Annotated in this window: 14 protein-coding genes and 1 tRNA gene; 10 read left to right on the forward strand and 5 right to left on the reverse strand. The window is 48.5% G+C overall.

Going from position 1 to position 15,554, the window contains the following annotated elements:
• Window positions 1-189 precede the first annotated feature (189 nt).
• From IEW74_RS08810 to IEW74_RS08820, 3 genes are all read right to left on the reverse strand, one after another.
• On the reverse strand, window positions 190-897 hold the full coding sequence (locus IEW74_RS08810) for an ATP12 family chaperone protein (RefSeq protein WP_188663917.1): 708 nt from the start codon (window positions 895-897) through the stop codon (window positions 190-192).
• 73 nt (window positions 898-970) lie between these two features.
• On the reverse strand, window positions 971-3,046 hold the full coding sequence (locus IEW74_RS08815) for an AsmA family protein (RefSeq protein WP_188663919.1): 2,076 nt from the start codon (window positions 3,044-3,046) through the stop codon (window positions 971-973).
• Between the two features lie 2 nt (window positions 3,047-3,048).
• Window positions 3,049-3,732 (reverse strand): HAD-IA family hydrolase, encoded by a 684-nt coding sequence (locus tag IEW74_RS08820; RefSeq protein ID WP_188663921.1) that lies wholly within the window; start codon window positions 3,730-3,732, stop codon window positions 3,049-3,051.
• A 233-nt stretch (window positions 3,733-3,965) separates the two neighbouring features.
• Here IEW74_RS08820 and IEW74_RS08825 point away from each other — a divergent pair, with 233 nt between their 5' ends.
• Window positions 3,966-4,790, forward strand: a complete 825-nt coding sequence (locus IEW74_RS08825; RefSeq protein WP_188663922.1) for an OmpA family protein — start codon at window positions 3,966-3,968, stop codon at window positions 4,788-4,790.
• A 78-nt stretch (window positions 4,791-4,868) separates the two neighbouring features.
• Here IEW74_RS08825 and lipB read toward each other — a convergent pair whose 3' ends face one another.
• Complete coding sequence (lipB, locus tag IEW74_RS08830; protein WP_188664144.1) at window positions 4,869-5,516, reverse strand: lipoyl(octanoyl) transferase LipB; 648 nt, start codon at window positions 5,514-5,516, stop codon at window positions 4,869-4,871.
• A gap of 125 nt (window positions 5,517-5,641) precedes the next feature.
• On the opposite strand from lipB, the gene IEW74_RS08835 reads away from it, so the two are divergent.
• The 7 genes from IEW74_RS08835 (at window position 5,642) to IEW74_RS08865 (ending at window position 11,955) form a co-directional block, all read left to right on the forward strand.
• A tRNA-Leu gene (locus tag IEW74_RS08835) sits at window positions 5,642-5,728 on the forward strand.
• Between the two features lie 103 nt (window positions 5,729-5,831).
• On the forward strand, window positions 5,832-6,311 hold the full coding sequence (locus IEW74_RS08840) for a cupin domain-containing protein (protein WP_188663924.1): 480 nt from the start codon (window positions 5,832-5,834) through the stop codon (window positions 6,309-6,311).
• 276 nt (window positions 6,312-6,587) lie between these two features.
• Window positions 6,588-8,894: an NADP-dependent malic enzyme gene (locus IEW74_RS08845; RefSeq protein ID WP_188663926.1), complete on the forward strand. Its 2,307-nt coding sequence runs from the start codon at window positions 6,588-6,590 to the stop codon at window positions 8,892-8,894.
• A gap of 6 nt (window positions 8,895-8,900) precedes the next feature.
• Window positions 8,901-10,319, forward strand: a complete 1,419-nt coding sequence (gene mgtE, locus IEW74_RS08850) for a magnesium transporter (RefSeq protein WP_229734288.1) — start codon at window positions 8,901-8,903, stop codon at window positions 10,317-10,319.
• A 72-nt stretch (window positions 10,320-10,391) separates the two neighbouring features.
• Window positions 10,392-10,784 (forward strand): MerR family transcriptional regulator, encoded by a 393-nt coding sequence (locus tag IEW74_RS08855; RefSeq protein WP_188663928.1) that lies wholly within the window; start codon window positions 10,392-10,394, stop codon window positions 10,782-10,784.
• A gap of 261 nt (window positions 10,785-11,045) precedes the next feature.
• Entirely contained in the window at window positions 11,046-11,498 is a 453-nt protein-coding gene (locus IEW74_RS08860) for an acyl-CoA thioesterase (RefSeq protein WP_188663930.1), read from the forward strand.
• Between the two features lie 22 nt (window positions 11,499-11,520).
• The gene (locus IEW74_RS08865; protein ID WP_188663932.1) at window positions 11,521-11,955 is read left to right on the forward strand and encodes a PaaI family thioesterase; all 435 of its coding nucleotides are present in this window, start codon (window positions 11,521-11,523) and stop codon (window positions 11,953-11,955) included.
• Here the strand turns inward: IEW74_RS08865 and IEW74_RS08870 are convergent.
• On the reverse strand, window positions 11,952-12,527 hold the full coding sequence (locus tag IEW74_RS08870; RefSeq protein WP_188663934.1) for a hypothetical protein: 576 nt from the start codon (window positions 12,525-12,527) through the stop codon (window positions 11,952-11,954). The genes IEW74_RS08865 and IEW74_RS08870 overlap by 4 nt on opposite strands.
• 642 nt (window positions 12,528-13,169) lie before the next feature.
• On the opposite strand from IEW74_RS08870, the gene IEW74_RS08875 reads away from it, so the two are divergent.
• Complete coding sequence (locus IEW74_RS08875) at window positions 13,170-14,342, forward strand: isovaleryl-CoA dehydrogenase (protein ID WP_188663936.1); 1,173 nt, start codon at window positions 13,170-13,172, stop codon at window positions 14,340-14,342.
• A gap of 17 nt (window positions 14,343-14,359) precedes the next feature.
• Complete coding sequence (locus IEW74_RS08880; RefSeq protein WP_188663938.1) at window positions 14,360-15,547, forward strand: acetyl-CoA C-acyltransferase; 1,188 nt, start codon at window positions 14,360-14,362, stop codon at window positions 15,545-15,547.
• Window positions 15,548-15,554 lie beyond the last annotated feature (7 nt).

The following is a 15,554-nucleotide window of genomic DNA, read 5'->3' on the forward strand; positions in this document are numbered from 1 at the left end:
CTGATAGCCAAAGGGAAAAGGCCAATTGTGGCCTTAACAGCCGCCATGAGAAAACTGATCGTCATCATCAACGCAAAAATACGTGACGAAGTGTTTGCTCAAGAGAGTTGATGACGGATTTTGGTCAATTATTTACTAAAAACACTTTGTCAGCAGTCTGGGAGGCGATTATGCCTCCCTTTTTTTATTTTACAGATAATTCAGGAAACGTATGACGTTTTTGAGGTCGTTCAGAATGGTTTCGCGCCGGTCTTTGGCTTCCCAATCCTCGCCCCATAATTCGATTTGATAGGTCTCGTCAATTTGTGAAACTTCAAAAGCCGCATCCGCATCCAGATGATTGTTCATCAAGGCCAACGCAATGATGATGGATCCTGTACAATGGGTGGCATTGGAAAGGGCTGCCAGTTCCCAATCGTTATATTGATCAATCACTTTATGGAAGGCATCGAACGTGCCGTCCGGTTGTGCCAGATGCATAACACCTGTTTGTGTGTTCAGTTCAATGCCATATGTTTTTTTGGTCCAGTCAATTAAAGGAACCCAGGCGTTGGCTTGGCGTGTTGCCAGTTCTTTCGGGTCATCGGTCCAGTAACAGACAAGGTCTGTTTCGCCGTACTTTGCAATTTGTTCAACGACACCGGTGCGTTGCTGGCCAATACGATCAACTGTTGTGGAGGCCAAGGCCATGACAGGCATGGTCGCCGGTTTGATGATTTCGTCTTGCGCCTCCCATTCCAAGGCCAATGCCTCTGCAACATCTTGTGTCGGCAGGTGCAGAGGGCGTTTTGCCGGGGATTTGAGATGGCGCCCGTCCAATGTCACAACGTATCCATTGTCATGTTCTTCAATCGCAACGGATCTGTAAAAACGTTTGAGTGCAGAAGAAGAGTCCATTATCTGTCTTTCCCGATATAAAAAAGGCCCCCGCATTTGGCAGGGGCCTTTTAAGAGTCTTGCCAATTGGCCCTTATTTAGACTTTCCGAACAGATTTAGCAAGCCACCAATCGGATTGTCCGATGCGGGTTGCTTTTCCTGTGTTGTATTTTCAGTTGCGGAAGGCGCTGCGGAGGTCGATTTTTTACCCAGTGCCGTTGCACAAGGATCGCTATCGGCCAAGGCCTTGTCTGTCAGGCTGCTGAACAGAATGGACATGCCGCCTGTGGCAATTGCGGCACCCACACCCATTGCGGCTTTGGCTGTTTCAAAGGCATCAATGCCAATGCCGGGGTTGGATAACGGGCCGCTGACGCGAACCATACTGGCCAGTCCGCCAACGTTAATCCCAAGGTCTGCGGTATCGCCACGCGGTTCCGGTTTGACACCCACATCCAGTGTTTCATTTGCCAAATCGATTTCACCGGAACTGGCAACGTTCATTACATTGGTTTGCAAGGCGATTTTTTTGTCGAATTTGGAAACACCTTTGTTGAAATCGAGGTTAACAATCATGCAAGAAAACGGCGTGAATTCACCTTCTTTGGCGCTGGGCAGAATATTTTCAAAGACACCCGTGATCAGGTCACCACCTAAGAAATTGACCTTACTGGATTTAATTTTGCCTTCCCCAACGTTGATCAGGGTTTTCCCTTGTAGGGAGGCCATCAAGCCTGCGACAGATGTGCCTGTTGCGTTCAAGTCAAAGCGAATTTGCGTTTTGCCTTCGTGGATCAGGTCGGTGACACCTGTTTCTTTCAGGCTGTTGCCGAGGCCGAGGTCTTTGCCCGTCAGGTCGATTTTCAACTTTGCAGGGGAATTACGACCATCCAGTGTGACTTGCCCGTCAAATACACCGCCCCCCATTGCAAATGCTGGCTGAACGTTGAGCAATCCATTTTTCAATGTAACTTTTTTTGAGAATTCAGTCAGTGTGAAATCATTGGCAATCAGTGTTTCAGCCTTATAGGCCACATTGGCATTTGCCGCTTTCAAACCGTCCAGAACAAGTGGGTCGGACGGAAAGAGTTTTTCAGCTTTGGCTGGTGTGCCTTCTGCCGGTTTTTGCGGTTCTGCACTCGCTTGTTCGCTGCTTTGCGGTGTGACGTCTTTGGTGTTCAGTAATTTTGAACTCAATGCGACATCGATTTGCGGGATTTTACCACTCAGGTCCGCTGTAATATCGCCGGATAAATCGCTACCGCCAATTTTGATGTTCAAACCACCGGCTTTATATTTCATCTGGCCACCGGAAACTGTTGCAGCCATTTCAAATGGGCCAACTTTGCCAACGTGGCTGCCAGCTAATTCTGCGAGGCGGGCAATGTTGTCGCTTTTGGCACTGAGGGCCAGATTCAAGCCGTTGCCTTTTGTCGGTTCCTGAATGTTACCTGTGATTTTAACTTCGGCCCCTGCGGCTTTGAGTATCAGGTCAAGGTCAATCGGTGCGTTGTTCATCAGGCCTTCCGGTGTGCCGACTTGACCGGCCAATTCAACAACATGATCGTTGAAAGACCCTTTAAATAAAACGTTTAACGGATCGTCCAAATCATCGGCGGACGCTTCCATCATGTCGATTACGATAGATGTTGTTTCGCCCTTGACACCGTCTTTATAAATAAAACGTGCTTTTTCAATGCGCACTTTGTTGACTGCGGGCAGCTTGGCCGGGTCGGAACTGGATGCGCTCTGTTCTTCTGTTTTGGCTTCTTTGGGGCCCATTTCCCAGTTGCCTTTGCCGTCTTTGTTGGTTTCCAGCAGTATCTCTGGCTCAATCAAGGCGACTTCAACAATATGGATATCCCCGAAAAGAAGGGGCATCAGCTTCATTTCAGCCGCAAAGCTTTTGATTTTTACCATATTGGGGGCTGAACCCCATTCTGCGTTGGAGAGCGAGACACCGCTGACGCGTACTTTCGGGGAAAGGGAAATATCCAGTTGTAAATCACCATTAATCACAAGGTCACGTCCGGTGGCCGCCTTGGCCTGTTCGGTGATTTCCCCTTTATACTGGTTGAAGTCGGTGGATTTGAGGATCGCAATACCGGCGACAATAACGCCGACAACAAGGACGACAAGTCCCCCTAAAATTAGTTTTAAACGTCCCATATCTATTCATCCTTCATTATTGTGTTTATCGCCTCGGTAAGTTCATCATACGTATTTATGACCAATGCTGCACCTGCTTCTTTCAGTTCTTTGGGGGTATGATACCCCCATGCAACGCCAATGGATTTTACATTTGCGTTACATGCCATAAGTATATCGTAGGTCGTATCCCCGATGACAACCGCATTTTTTGCGTCGACACCGGTTTCGTCCAAGGCGTTTTCCACCATTTCCGGGTCGGGTTTGCCCCGTGCCCGACACGCCGTTTGCAATGTTGTAAATTTGTTTTCCAGATTATGTGTTTGCAAGGTGGGTATCAGTCCGCGCATGGCTTTTCCTGTCGCAACACCCAACAACCAGCCTTGGGATTCCAAGTCGTCCAGTGCCTCAAGTGTGCCGGGGAAAAGGGGTTCTTCTACAGCATCATTTTCCCGCATGGTCCGAAAATGGTGTCGATATGTCTCCGCCATTTCATAGTGGAATCGGCTGGGTTGGGTACTGAATAAATGTTCCATTGCGATTTCAAGGGGTAAGCCGACGATTCGACGGATGGAGTCGCGCGGGATTCGGTCCAGATTATAACTATCACAAGTCAAATTCATGGCTGTGATAATAGCGTTCTGGCTGTCAACTAATGTGCCATCGCAGTCAAAAATTGCCAGTTGCAAAGGGTTCTTCGGGGTCAAAGGGGGCTCCTGTGATAACAATCACTTACAATCATAAATATTTAGCTTGCACTAGGCTAGCTCAGATACAATCATTTTAATAATCCTAAAGTTTGTATTTCTTCTACAAATGTAGAATACTACAAACATATGAGGTTACAGTCTGATTGTGACAAGCGTCTACGCGGCTTGTGTGGGTGGCTTTCATTCGACGATGAGCGATGAAGATTTGGTTTAAGCTTAGGAGGCAATACATGAAATTTTTTAAAACAGCCGTAGCACTTGGGGCCCTTCCGCTTTTGGCAGCCTGTGCGTCTAACTGGGACGTTGAAGGTGCGAAAATGGCACAAAACAACGGTAGTGCTTTCCAAAAAGGGCTACAGAGCGAGTATGCGCGCTTGGCTGGTCTGGAACGTGATGAAGGCGACTGGGCTGATGCACGCCTTTTCGTCGGGAAAGCACTTGCCGCAACACAAGGCAATGTTGAACCGCAGGTGATTGCAGACCGCAGCTTGCCGGAAGACAAGGTCGGTGAACTGAGTGCTGCGCGTGAAAAACTGATGGCAGCTTATGCCGCAGGCGGTAAAGAAGCATCGCCGGCAGCAGCGGCACGTGCACAAGCCGGTTTTGATTGCTGGATGCAGGAACAGGAAGAAAACTTCCAGCCGGATGATATTGAAGCCTGTAAGAAGTACTTCATGGCGGGCTTGAATGACATGACGGCGAAGCCGATGGCAAAACCGGCGATGGCACCGATGGAAGACATCATCGTTTATTTTGACTTCAATAGCACAGCGTTGAATGACGAAGCCAAAGCTTTGTTGGTGAAAGCATCCATGATGGGCCGTGGCGCTAAGGCTGTTATGGTTAACGGCCATACGGATACCAAAGGTTCAGCCGCTTATAACGAAGCCCTTGCTTTGTCTCGTGCACAGGCTGTTTCTGAATTTCTGCAAGGTCACGGCGTTGCAGGCAATGCAATCCGTGTCGGTGCAAACGGCGAAAGCATAAACGCTGTCACCACGGGTGACGAAGTTGAAGAATCACGCAACCGCCGTGTGGTTGTTTCCTTCAAATAAGGAAGATTCAACTCAAATCAAAAAAGGCGATCTCAATATTGAGGTCGCCTTTTTTATGTTTGAAGAAAAAACAGAAGGTTATTCTTGCGATTCGTCTTCAAAAACCGCATCGAAACAGGTCATCAACAGGCTGTCAATTTCCGACATTGTGATCCAGATGCCCAAATCCTGTAAGGAGGTCACGCCATGTTCACTAATCCCACAGGGGACGATTCCGTTAAAATGTGACAGGTCCGGTTCTACGTTCAATGAAATACCGTGAAACGTGACCCATTTGCGCACACGTACGCCAATGGCACCGATTTTATCTTCACGCCCCATACCACGATCTACCCAAATCCCCACGCGTCCATCGCGTCGTTCCCCGGTGATGTTAAAGGTCGCAAGGGTTTGAATGACCCATTCTTCCAGATTCTGTACGAATTTGCGAATATCACGCCCGCGCTTGGATAAATCCAGCATGACATAGGCAATGCGTTGACCGGGGCCGTGATAGGTATATTGACCGCCCCGTCCGGCGTCATAAACAGGGAACCGTTCCGGATCGATTAAATCTTCTTGTTTTGCGCTGGTTCCGGCGGTGTAAAGTGGGGGATGTTCCAATAACCAGATACATTCTGGTGCATTTCCTTCGGCAATCTCTTTAACACGCTGTTCCATAAAGGAAAGTGCTGTTTCATAAGGAACTTCGTCGTCACTGAAACGCCACTCGATGCCATTTCTCATCAAAGTCGAAATTTTTTTATCATTCATGTCTTGATCTATGTGAATCATTTGTATATACCACGCCACAAGATGAAACGCGGTTCGACACTTCATACACCGTCCTTTCATCAAATGCCACATTTTATGCGGTCGTGGCGGAATCGGTAGACGCGCAACGTTGAGGTCGTTGTTCCTTAACCGGAGTGGAAGTTCAAATCTTCTCGACCGCACCAAAATCTCCCTGCTTTCCTGCGAAAGCGGGGATTTTTTTATTTTGTCTTTCTTTGTTTTCATCCTTTAGACTGTTTCCAAATTTTATAAAACTGGAGATTGCTCATGGATAAGTATGTTCTGAAGAAAGAAGAGATTGAAGCGTTTGCTGGTACGGATAAAACGCATTTTTTAAACCCGAATGCAAAACGGATTAACAAGTCGCTGGGGGATCTGACCGGGATTACCGGATTTGGCTTTCATTTGATCGAGGTTCCGCCGGGGGCGGACTCAACGGAACTTCATGTCCATTTCCATGAAGATGAATGCGCTTATGTACTCAGTGGGCATGGTGTTGTGCGTATTGGAGAAGAACGGACTGATATCGGCCCGGGTGATTTTATCGGATATCGCAAAGGCGGCTTGGCCCACTGTATGACCAATACAGGCCAAGAGGTCTTAAAATGTATCGTGGTTGGTCAACGTCTGGCACACGATGTGGGCGAATACCCAGATAAAAAGAAACGCCTGTTCCGCAATGAAGGGATGAAATGGGAAATGGTCGATCTTGATAAAATCGAACATCCGCAAGGAGGAAAGAAATAACCTTTGAAATTTTGATTTCATAGACGAAGGTGGACTAAAAGCGATTTTTGTCACAGCTTTTTCTGTTGTGATTTTTCCCAATACGGATATTGTTGCAGGAGACCTGTCGAAAAGATGGGCATTCAAGAAAACGTCCTTCTTACCCAACGCATATAGCTGAATAAAAACAACATGATGCAGTAAGTAAGATTTCTGGCACTTCAGGAGAGGGAAGAGTTGGAGACCCGATAAAATTCGAATCGCTGTCGAAATAGCCACACAAAAGGGGACGAGTGAATGGCAGAAGAAGATAAACGAAATACAGAAGCCAAATTTCGGGAAGGGGCGCTGGAATACCACCGCAATCCGGTCCCCGGTAAAATCAGTGTCACTGCGACCAAGCCGTTAGCGAACCAACGCGATCTTGCGCTGGCCTATTCACCGGGCGTTGCATTTGCCTGCGAAGAAATTGTCCGTGATGAAAAAGAAGCCGCAAATATGACGGCGCGCGGAAATTTGGTGGGCGTTGTCACAAATGGAACGGCCGTTTTAGGTCTTGGTGCAATCGGCCCGTTGGCGTCCAAGCCTGTGATGGAAGGTAAGGCCGTTCTATTTAAGAAGTTTGCTGGTATTGACGTTTTCGATATTGAAATCGAAGAACGTGATCCGCACAAACTGGTTGAAATTATCAAGTCACTGGAACCGACATTCGGCGGGATCAACCTTGAAGATATCAAGGCCCCGGAATGTTTTGTCGTGGAACGTGAACTGAAAGAACAATGTAATATTCCGGTCTTTCACGATGACCAGCATGGCACGGCGATTATTGTCGGTGCGGCGGTGAAAAACGCACTGCGCATTGTCGGTAAAGACATTCATAATGTGAAATTGGTGGCCTCCGGTGCGGGGGCTGCGGCGCTTTCTTGTTTGAATGTGTTGAAGCACATGGGCTTGAAGCCGGAAAACATCATTGTTACGGATATTGTCGGTGTTGTCTATAAAGGCCGAACCGAAGAAATGGACGAATTCAAGGACGTTTTTGCACAGGAAACAGACCTGCGCACCCTTGATGAAGCCATTGAAGGGGCCGATATTTTCCTTGGCCTGTCAGCCCCGCGCGTTCTTAAACCGGAAATGGTTGCCAAGATGGGCAAGCAGCCGATTATTTTCGCGCTCGCCAACCCGGAACCTGAAATCCGTCCGGAACTGGCCAAAGAAGTGCGCCCGGATTGTATTATGGCAACAGGGCGTTCGGATTACCCGAACCAGGTCAACAACGTTTTATGTTTCCCTTATATTTTTCGTGGTGCGCTGGATGTCGGTGCGACGACGATTAATGCGGAAATGAAAATGGCCTGTGTGGAAGCCTTGGCAGACCTGACAATGGCCGAAGCAGACGAACGTGTGACCAAAGCTTACGGCGAAGAAGATTTACGTTTCGGGCCGGAATATTTGATCCCGAAACCGTTTGATCCTCGCCTGATTTTGAATGTGACTTTGGCCGTGGCAAAAGCGGCGATGGATAGTGGCGTGGCGACACGTCCGATCCATGATTTCCATGCGTATCGGGAAAAGCTGTCACAGTTTGTTTATCGTTCCGGCATGACGATGAAGCCGGTGTTTGAACAAGCCAAACGTCTGCCCAAGAAAATTGTTTATGCGGAAGGCGAAGATGAACGCGTCTTGCGTGCGGTTCAGATCGTTGTGGATGATGGGATTGCCGTGCCGATCCTGATCGGTCGTCGGGAAGCCATTGAAAACAAGATCAAAAGCTTGGGATTGCGTTTGGAACTCGACAAAGATGTCGAGGTTGTCGAGATCATGCGTGATCCGCGCTTCCATAATTATGCAGATTATTACCATCGCATTATGGGGCGCAATGGCGTTTCACCAAAGGCTGCGCTGGGGCTGGTACGTTCGCGTGCGACAATTGTGGCCGCAATTATGCTGCACCGGGGCGATGCCGATGCAATGGTGTGTGGCACAACGGGACGGTATTTCAAACATTTGGAAGAAGTTCAGAACATTATCGGCTTGCGTGAAGGCAAGTCCGTTATGGCGGCCATGAACCTGTTAATCACCGATAACGACACTTTGTTCTTGTGCGATACCTATGTGAACTATGATCCGAGTGCCGAAGAGTTGACGGAAATCACCTTGATGGCGGCGGAAGAAGTCCGTCGTTTTGGTATGAAGCCCAAAGTCGCGCTGGTATCTCATTCCAACTTCGGGAACCGTGATTCTGTTTCATCCCTGAAAATGCGCCGTGTACGTGAAATGGTGTTGGAACGCGACCCCCGCCTTGAAATTGAAGGCGAGATGCATTCCGATTCCGCATTATCTGAACAGCTTCGTAACAATATTTTCCCCAATTCGCGCTTGCGTGGATCGGCGAACCTGTTGATTATGCCGAACCTTGATGCAGCTAACATTTCCTATAACCTGATGAAAATGACGGCTGACGGCTTGCCGGTCGGTCCGATTTTGTTGGGGGCTGCGAAACCGGCGCACATCCTTTCACCTTCTGCCACGGTGCGTGCGGTGGTGAATGTCAGTGCTGTTGCCGTTGTGGATGCACAAATCCATGCGGGTGAAGCGGAGTAAGAATGCGTGACTGAATTGCCGGAACAGCAAATGGAAGAAGACAAAAGCGTCCAGCCTCAAGTCGAAATTGAGGAAGGCGATGCGTTTGGTCTTGGCGATGAACATGTTAACGATGTTCGCGAACATTTGCGTGATGGCAACGAAGAAGCCGTTCGAGACCTGTTTGAGGAGCTGCACTACGCGGACGCTGCCGATGTGGTGCAGCAGCTCAAACCGGAAGACCGGACCAAGGTTCTCCAAATCGTTGGGGATGACCTGGAGCCGGAAGTCTGGTCCGAACTGGATCAGGATATTCTGGAAGAAGTCGTCTACGAAATTGGCGCCGGTACAGTTGCCAGAGCCTTGGCCGAGATGGACAGTGACGATGCGCTGGCCGTTATCGAAGAACTGGACGAAGAAGACCAAAAAGAAGTTCTGGAAGCCATGCCGCATGGGGAACGCGCGGTTCTTATGGAAGGTTTGTCCTTTCCCGAAGATTCCGCCGGACGTCTCATGCAGCGCGATTTGGTGGCGGTCCCGGCTTTCTGGACGGTGGGGGAAACGCTGGATTATTTACGCAGCGATGTGGACCTGCCGGAAGATTTTTATGAAATTTTTGTTGTTGACCCAAAACACAAACCCTTAGGGACGGTGCCGCTCAGTCAATTGATGCGTAATAAACGTCCGGTTCGGGTCGGCAATTTGATGGAAGAACAACTGACAACCATTCCGGTTGGCACCGATCAGGAAGAAGTTGCCTTTATCTTCCGTGACCGTGATCTGGTTTCAGCCCCTGTTGTTGATGACAATGGGCGTCTGTTGGGTGTGATCACAATCGATGACGTTGTTGACGTTATTGATGAAGAACACGAAGAAGATATCATGCGTATGGGGGGGGTCACGCAGGATGAATTTTACAGTTCCGCGCTTGATGCCGCCAAATCCCGTGTCTGGTGGCTGGTTGTCAATCTGGGGACGGCGATTGTTGCCTCGATGGTGATCGGTCTCTTTAGTGCGACGATTGAACAACTCGTGGCCTTGGCCGTTCTTATGCCGATTGTGGCCTCGATGGGGGGGAATGCGGGCACACAAACCCTGACAATTGCGGTACGTGCCATTGCCATGAAAGAATTGACCCCTGCAAACGCCATGCGCGTTGTCGGGAAAGAAATTGCGGTGGGGGCAATGAATGGTGTGATTTTTGCCATTCTTATTGGTCTGGCGACATGGGCCTGGTTTCAAGATCCGGCCTTGGCATCCGTCATTGCGGTGGCGATGATCGTCAATATGGTTGTTGCCGGTCTTGCGGGCGCGTTAATTCCAGTCGCGCTTGACCGATATGGGGCAGACCCTGCAATCTCGTCCTCTGTTTTTTTGACAACAGTGACCGATGTTGTCGGCTTTTTTGCATTTCTTGGGCTTGCCGCCCTGTTTTTGCTTGGTTAATCTGTCTGAAGCGTTCTGAATTGAAAGAAAACTATTTACGTTTACGTAAAGGTTAAGTAATGTTTTGGCGTTATGACAGAAAAAAGACAGAAAACATATAGCATCACAGATTTGTCCAAAGAGTTTGACATCACGACTCGGACAATCCGCTTTTATGAAGATAAAGGCCTGATCTCTCCGGCCCGCGAAGGGCAGAGACGGATTTATTCATCGCGTGACCGTGTTCGCCTGCGTTTGATTATGCGGGGGAAACGGCTGGGTTTTGCTTTATCCGAAATTCAGGAATTGATTGATCTTTATGATACGGATCGTTCTGAAGTGATGCAGTTGCAGGTTTTCTTAAAACGCATTCAAAGTCGCCGCGATGCTTTGTCCCAGCAACAACAGGATATTACGGCAATGCTGTCTGAGCTGGAGACACTGGAAGAACAGTGTTCTGGATTGTTGAAGCAAAAACAACGTTAATCATAATCTTATCCCGAATCCGCGTTAAATAATTGACCCAAGGCCGTCATCCCGCGCTTGATGCGGGATCCATTTAAAATCAATGGATTAGATGTTACTCATTGGACAAAGATGGATCCCCGATCAGGGTCGGGGATGACAGTTTAAGGGCTTTGTCAATAATCTGGGCAAGTGTTCTTGCTCTTTTTTTGTGCATATTATTGACGTTTACGTAAACGTAAACTAACATGGTGAGGTTAACAAAAAATGGACCGTGAGAGAATGAGCGTTATTAACAGCAGCAATCCCCCCTTGACACATCGCAGTACCGTTCAGCAATGGGAATGTGACCATATGGGGCATTTGAATGTCCGTCACTATATGGCGAAATTTGATGATGCCGCTTGGACTTTTTTGTCCATGCTGGGATTGACCAATCATTATTTTCAGGAATGTCAGGCCGGTGTGGCTGCCGTTGATCATCATGTGACCTATAAACGGGAATTGATGCCCGGTGATTGCGTTGAAATTCACACCAAGCTTGCGTTGTTGGACGGACGAAAATTCAAGCTGATTCATGAGATGACCCATAGTGTGAGTGGTGAGGTTGCGGCAAGCTGCGAATTGTTCGGTGTTCATATGGACCGTCAGGAAAGGCGTGCTGTTCCTTTCCCCGATCATATCCTTGCAGCAGGTCAAAAATATTTAACTGTGCAGGAAGAAGCCGCGCAATAAACCAGAAAGGGAGGTTCGCATTATGGACTTAACACCCAAAAGCGAGAATTATGTAGAGCTTGTTCAAAAGGCATTCGATACGCAGGGCTTTATGAAATATCTTGGTGTTGAAATTGCGGAATTGCGCCCCGGTTATTGCGAACTTCATCTGCCCTTTAAGCCAGAACTGGACCAGCATCATGGTTATTTTCATGGGGGGGTGATTGGCTCGCTCGCGGATGTGTCCGGTGGCTTTGCCGGGTTTAGCTTGCTGCCAGAAGGTCAGGCCATGTTGACTGTCGAATATAAATTAAACATTATCGCCCCCGGTGCCGGGGATTTTCTAAAAGGGACCGGGCGCGTTGTTAAAGCCGGGCGCACACTGACCGTGACGGAAATCGACGTGTTTGGTGTCAGGGACGGGGTCGAAACACAATGTGCAACGGCTATTCAAACCCTGATGGCTGTATCGGCTTAGTTGGTGATCAGGCGCGACTTTTCAGCAGGCACTTGCATCTTTTCACTTATTTCTGCAAAGGGCTTGTGTTTCTCAATGTGCTGATCAAACAGCATGATAAACTTGCGATATCCCTCCTGCGTATAATGATATAAGGGGGCGCTGTGTACTTGTTGAAAAGCGATGGGCGGCGGTGACAGTACATTCTTTTCGGTTTTCAGGCGGATGGCCGTTCCGCTTGCCAGAAAACCGGCAATTTTCCCGCTGTTGTAGGCCTTGAGAAGATTGGTTGTGTTGTGAAATGCAGAAAATCTTTTCCCTTTTGCATAGCCTTCCTGCCACAGGATTCCTTTCACATACCCAAAGGGCCGCTGATCTGTTTCTTTATAATCAGGTGCGACCCAGAGGTAACTGTAGAGTTGAAGAACCGGATGGTGCGAACGCAAAAACGGCCGCTGGTATTTTTCTTCAACAAGGGTAAGGCGAAAGGCTTCCGCATCAATTTGTCCTTGATTAAAGGATGACAAGGCGCGACGTCCCGGCAAGGCAATAAATTTTGATGAACAACCGAGGTCTTGATAAATTTGGCGCATGGTTGGCAGCGTTAATTTGCTTAGTGCATTTTCTTCAATGTAAGCAATGCGTTGCGGGCAAAAGCCTTGTGCAGGCGAAACGGTTGCCCAAATACCAATGTATAGTAGGGCAAATGCAAACCGTTTTATCCATGTAAGGTGCTTTGCCATGTTGATTTAAATGGGGATGTTGCGGTTGTAATGCAACTAAAAACAAAAACGGGAATATCGCCAGCATAGCCAATTAACCATGTTTTATATATGGTTAATTAAGTGCTTTGACAAATAAGGCCTTGTTTCCCTTATGAAAAAAAACCACCCAAAGTGGCGTTTCTGTGCGTTTCTGTGCGTTTTTGATGTTGAAATTGAATCGAAGGCCTCTTGAAGAATCGAAATTGATCTCAGGCTAATTTAATGTGAAGGACATATTCGTTGTCTTGAAGAAAAGCGATCATGGTTTCCTTGTTTATATAAACAAAAGGATTTCTAAGCCGTTAGCCAAGAGATTTTGCGCTGTAAAGCAAAAATTTCTAAATTTAAGTTGACGTTTACGTAAACGTTAATTACTTTTGAGGCAGATTTAAACAGGGAACAACTGGCGCCAGAGCGTTGGAAAAATGCGCTGCCGGTTATTTTTAACTCTCAGGGAAATGGGAAAGAGCAATGAGCTTTGTAGAGTATCCGTCTTTAAACTTTAATCTTGGTGAAACGGCAGACATGATCCGCGATACGGTTCGTTCGTTTGCACAGGAAGAAATTGCACCAATCGCAGAAAAAACCGATTTGGAAAACTCTTTCCCTAATCATATGTGGCCGCGTTTTGGTGAGTTGGGCCTGCTGGGGATTACGGTTGATGAAGAATACGGCGGGGCAGGTCTGGGGTATCTGGAACATATCATTGCGATGGAAGAAATCAGCCGGGCTTCTGCCTCCATCGGTTTGTCATACGGCGCACATTCCAACTTGTGTGTGAACCAGATCAGTCGCAACGGAAATGAAGAACAAAAAAAGAAATACTTGCCCAAACTGATCTCCGGTGAACATATCGGTGCCTTGGCAATGTCTGAGCCGGGCGCCGGATCCGACGTGGTCTCTATGCGCTTGAAGGCGGAAAAGAAAGGGGATCGTTTTATTCTGAACGGGAATAAAATGTGGATCACCAACGGCCCGGATGCCGATACATTGGTTGTTTATGCCAAAACCGATATGGATGCTGGCCCCAAAGGCATTACGGCCTTTATCATTGAAAAAGGTTTCAAAGGTTTTTCAACGGCGCAAAAACTCGACAAACTCGGTATGCGCGGATCAAACACTTGCGAGCTGGTTTTTCAGGATTGCGAAGTGCCGGAAGAAAATATTCTGGGTGAATTGAACAAGGGCGTTCGCGTTTTGATGTCCGGTCTGGATTATGAACGTGCGGTTCTGGCTGGTGGTCCGACAGGGATTATGATGGCGTGTATGGATGTGGTTGTGCCTTATATCCACGAGCGCAAGCAATTCAACCAGTCTATCGGTGAATTCCAGCTCATTCAGGGCAAGGTTGCCGATATGTATTCCACCATGAATGCGTGTCGTGCTTATGTCTATGCGGTTGGGGCGGCTTGTTCGCGCGGGGAAACCACCCGTAAAGATGCCGCCGGTGTTATTCTTTATTCTGCTGAAAAAGCCACGCAAATGGCCTTGGATGCTATTCAAATTCTGGGTGGCAATGGTTACATCAATGAATATCCGACAGGTCGCCTGTTGCGGGATGCCAAACTGTACGAAATTGGTGCAGGGACAAGTGAAATCCGCCGTATGCTGATCGGTCGTGAACTGTTTAACGAAACGAAATAATCTGGAGAATACTCAACATGTCAAACGATCCTATTGTCATTGTCGGTTCTGCGCGTACACCTATGGGCGGGATGCAAGGCGATTTTTCCGAATTGGTGGCGTCTGAACTGGGTGCGCAGGCCATCAAGGCTGCTGTCGAGCGTTCCGGCGTGGATGCAAAAGACGTGGGCGAAGTGATCTTCGGGAACGTTCTGGGTGCAGGTCAGGGGCAAGCCCCTGCGCGTCAAGCTGCCCTAGGTGCTGGCCTGGAGTTGAAAACAGGCTGCACCACGATCAACAAGATGTGTGGGTCCGGTATGAAAGCCGCCATGTTGGCCCATGACCTGTTGAAAGCGGGTGTCAATGACGTGATGGTTGCCGGTGGTATGGAAAGCATGACAAATGCGCCTTACCTGTTGCCCAAGGCACGCGGCGGGATGCGTCTGGGTCACGGCGAAGTGAAAGACCACATGTTCCTTGACGGTCTGGAAGATGCCTATGACAAAGGTCGTTTGATGGGGACGTTTGCTGAAGAATGTGCACAGTCTTATCAGTTTACCCGCGAAGAACAGGATGATTTTGCCATTCGTTCGTTAAGCCGGGCAAATGCGGCCATTCAAGATGGTTCCTTCAAAGGCGAGATTACCCCGGTTACAATTAAGTCCCGTAAAGGCGAAAAGGTTGTTGAAATTGACGAGCAACCGGGCAAAGCCATGCCGGAAAAAATCCCGACACTGCGTCCTGCTTTTGCCAAAGACGGCACAGTCACGGCGGCAAATTCGTCTTCTATTTCAGATGGTGCGGCGGCATTGGTGATGATGCGCCAGTCTGAAGCAGAAAAACGGGGCCTGAAACCGTTGGCGCGTGTTGTGGGGCATTCAACCCATGCGCAGGAACCGAACCTGTTCACAACAGCACCTGTTTTCGCCATGAAAGATCTGTTGTCTAAAATCGGTTGGTCCAAGGATGATGTGGACCTGTGGGAAATCAACGAAGCCTTTGCGGTTGTAACTATGGCTGCGATCCGTGACCTTGAACTGGATGCGGACAAAGTCAACGTCCATGGTGGGGCCTGTGCCTTAGGTCACCCGATCGGCGCATCCGGTGCACGTGTGATTGTGACCTTGCTGGCAGCTCTTGAAAAATACGGCAAGACCAAAGGGGTAGCGTCCTTGTGCATTGGCGGTGGTGAAGCAACCGCTATGGCCTTTGAACGCATCGCATAACATCAGT

The organism is Terasakiella brassicae (assembly GCF_014641495.1).
GTDB lineage: Bacteria > Pseudomonadota > Alphaproteobacteria > Rhodospirillales > Terasakiellaceae > Terasakiella > Terasakiella brassicae.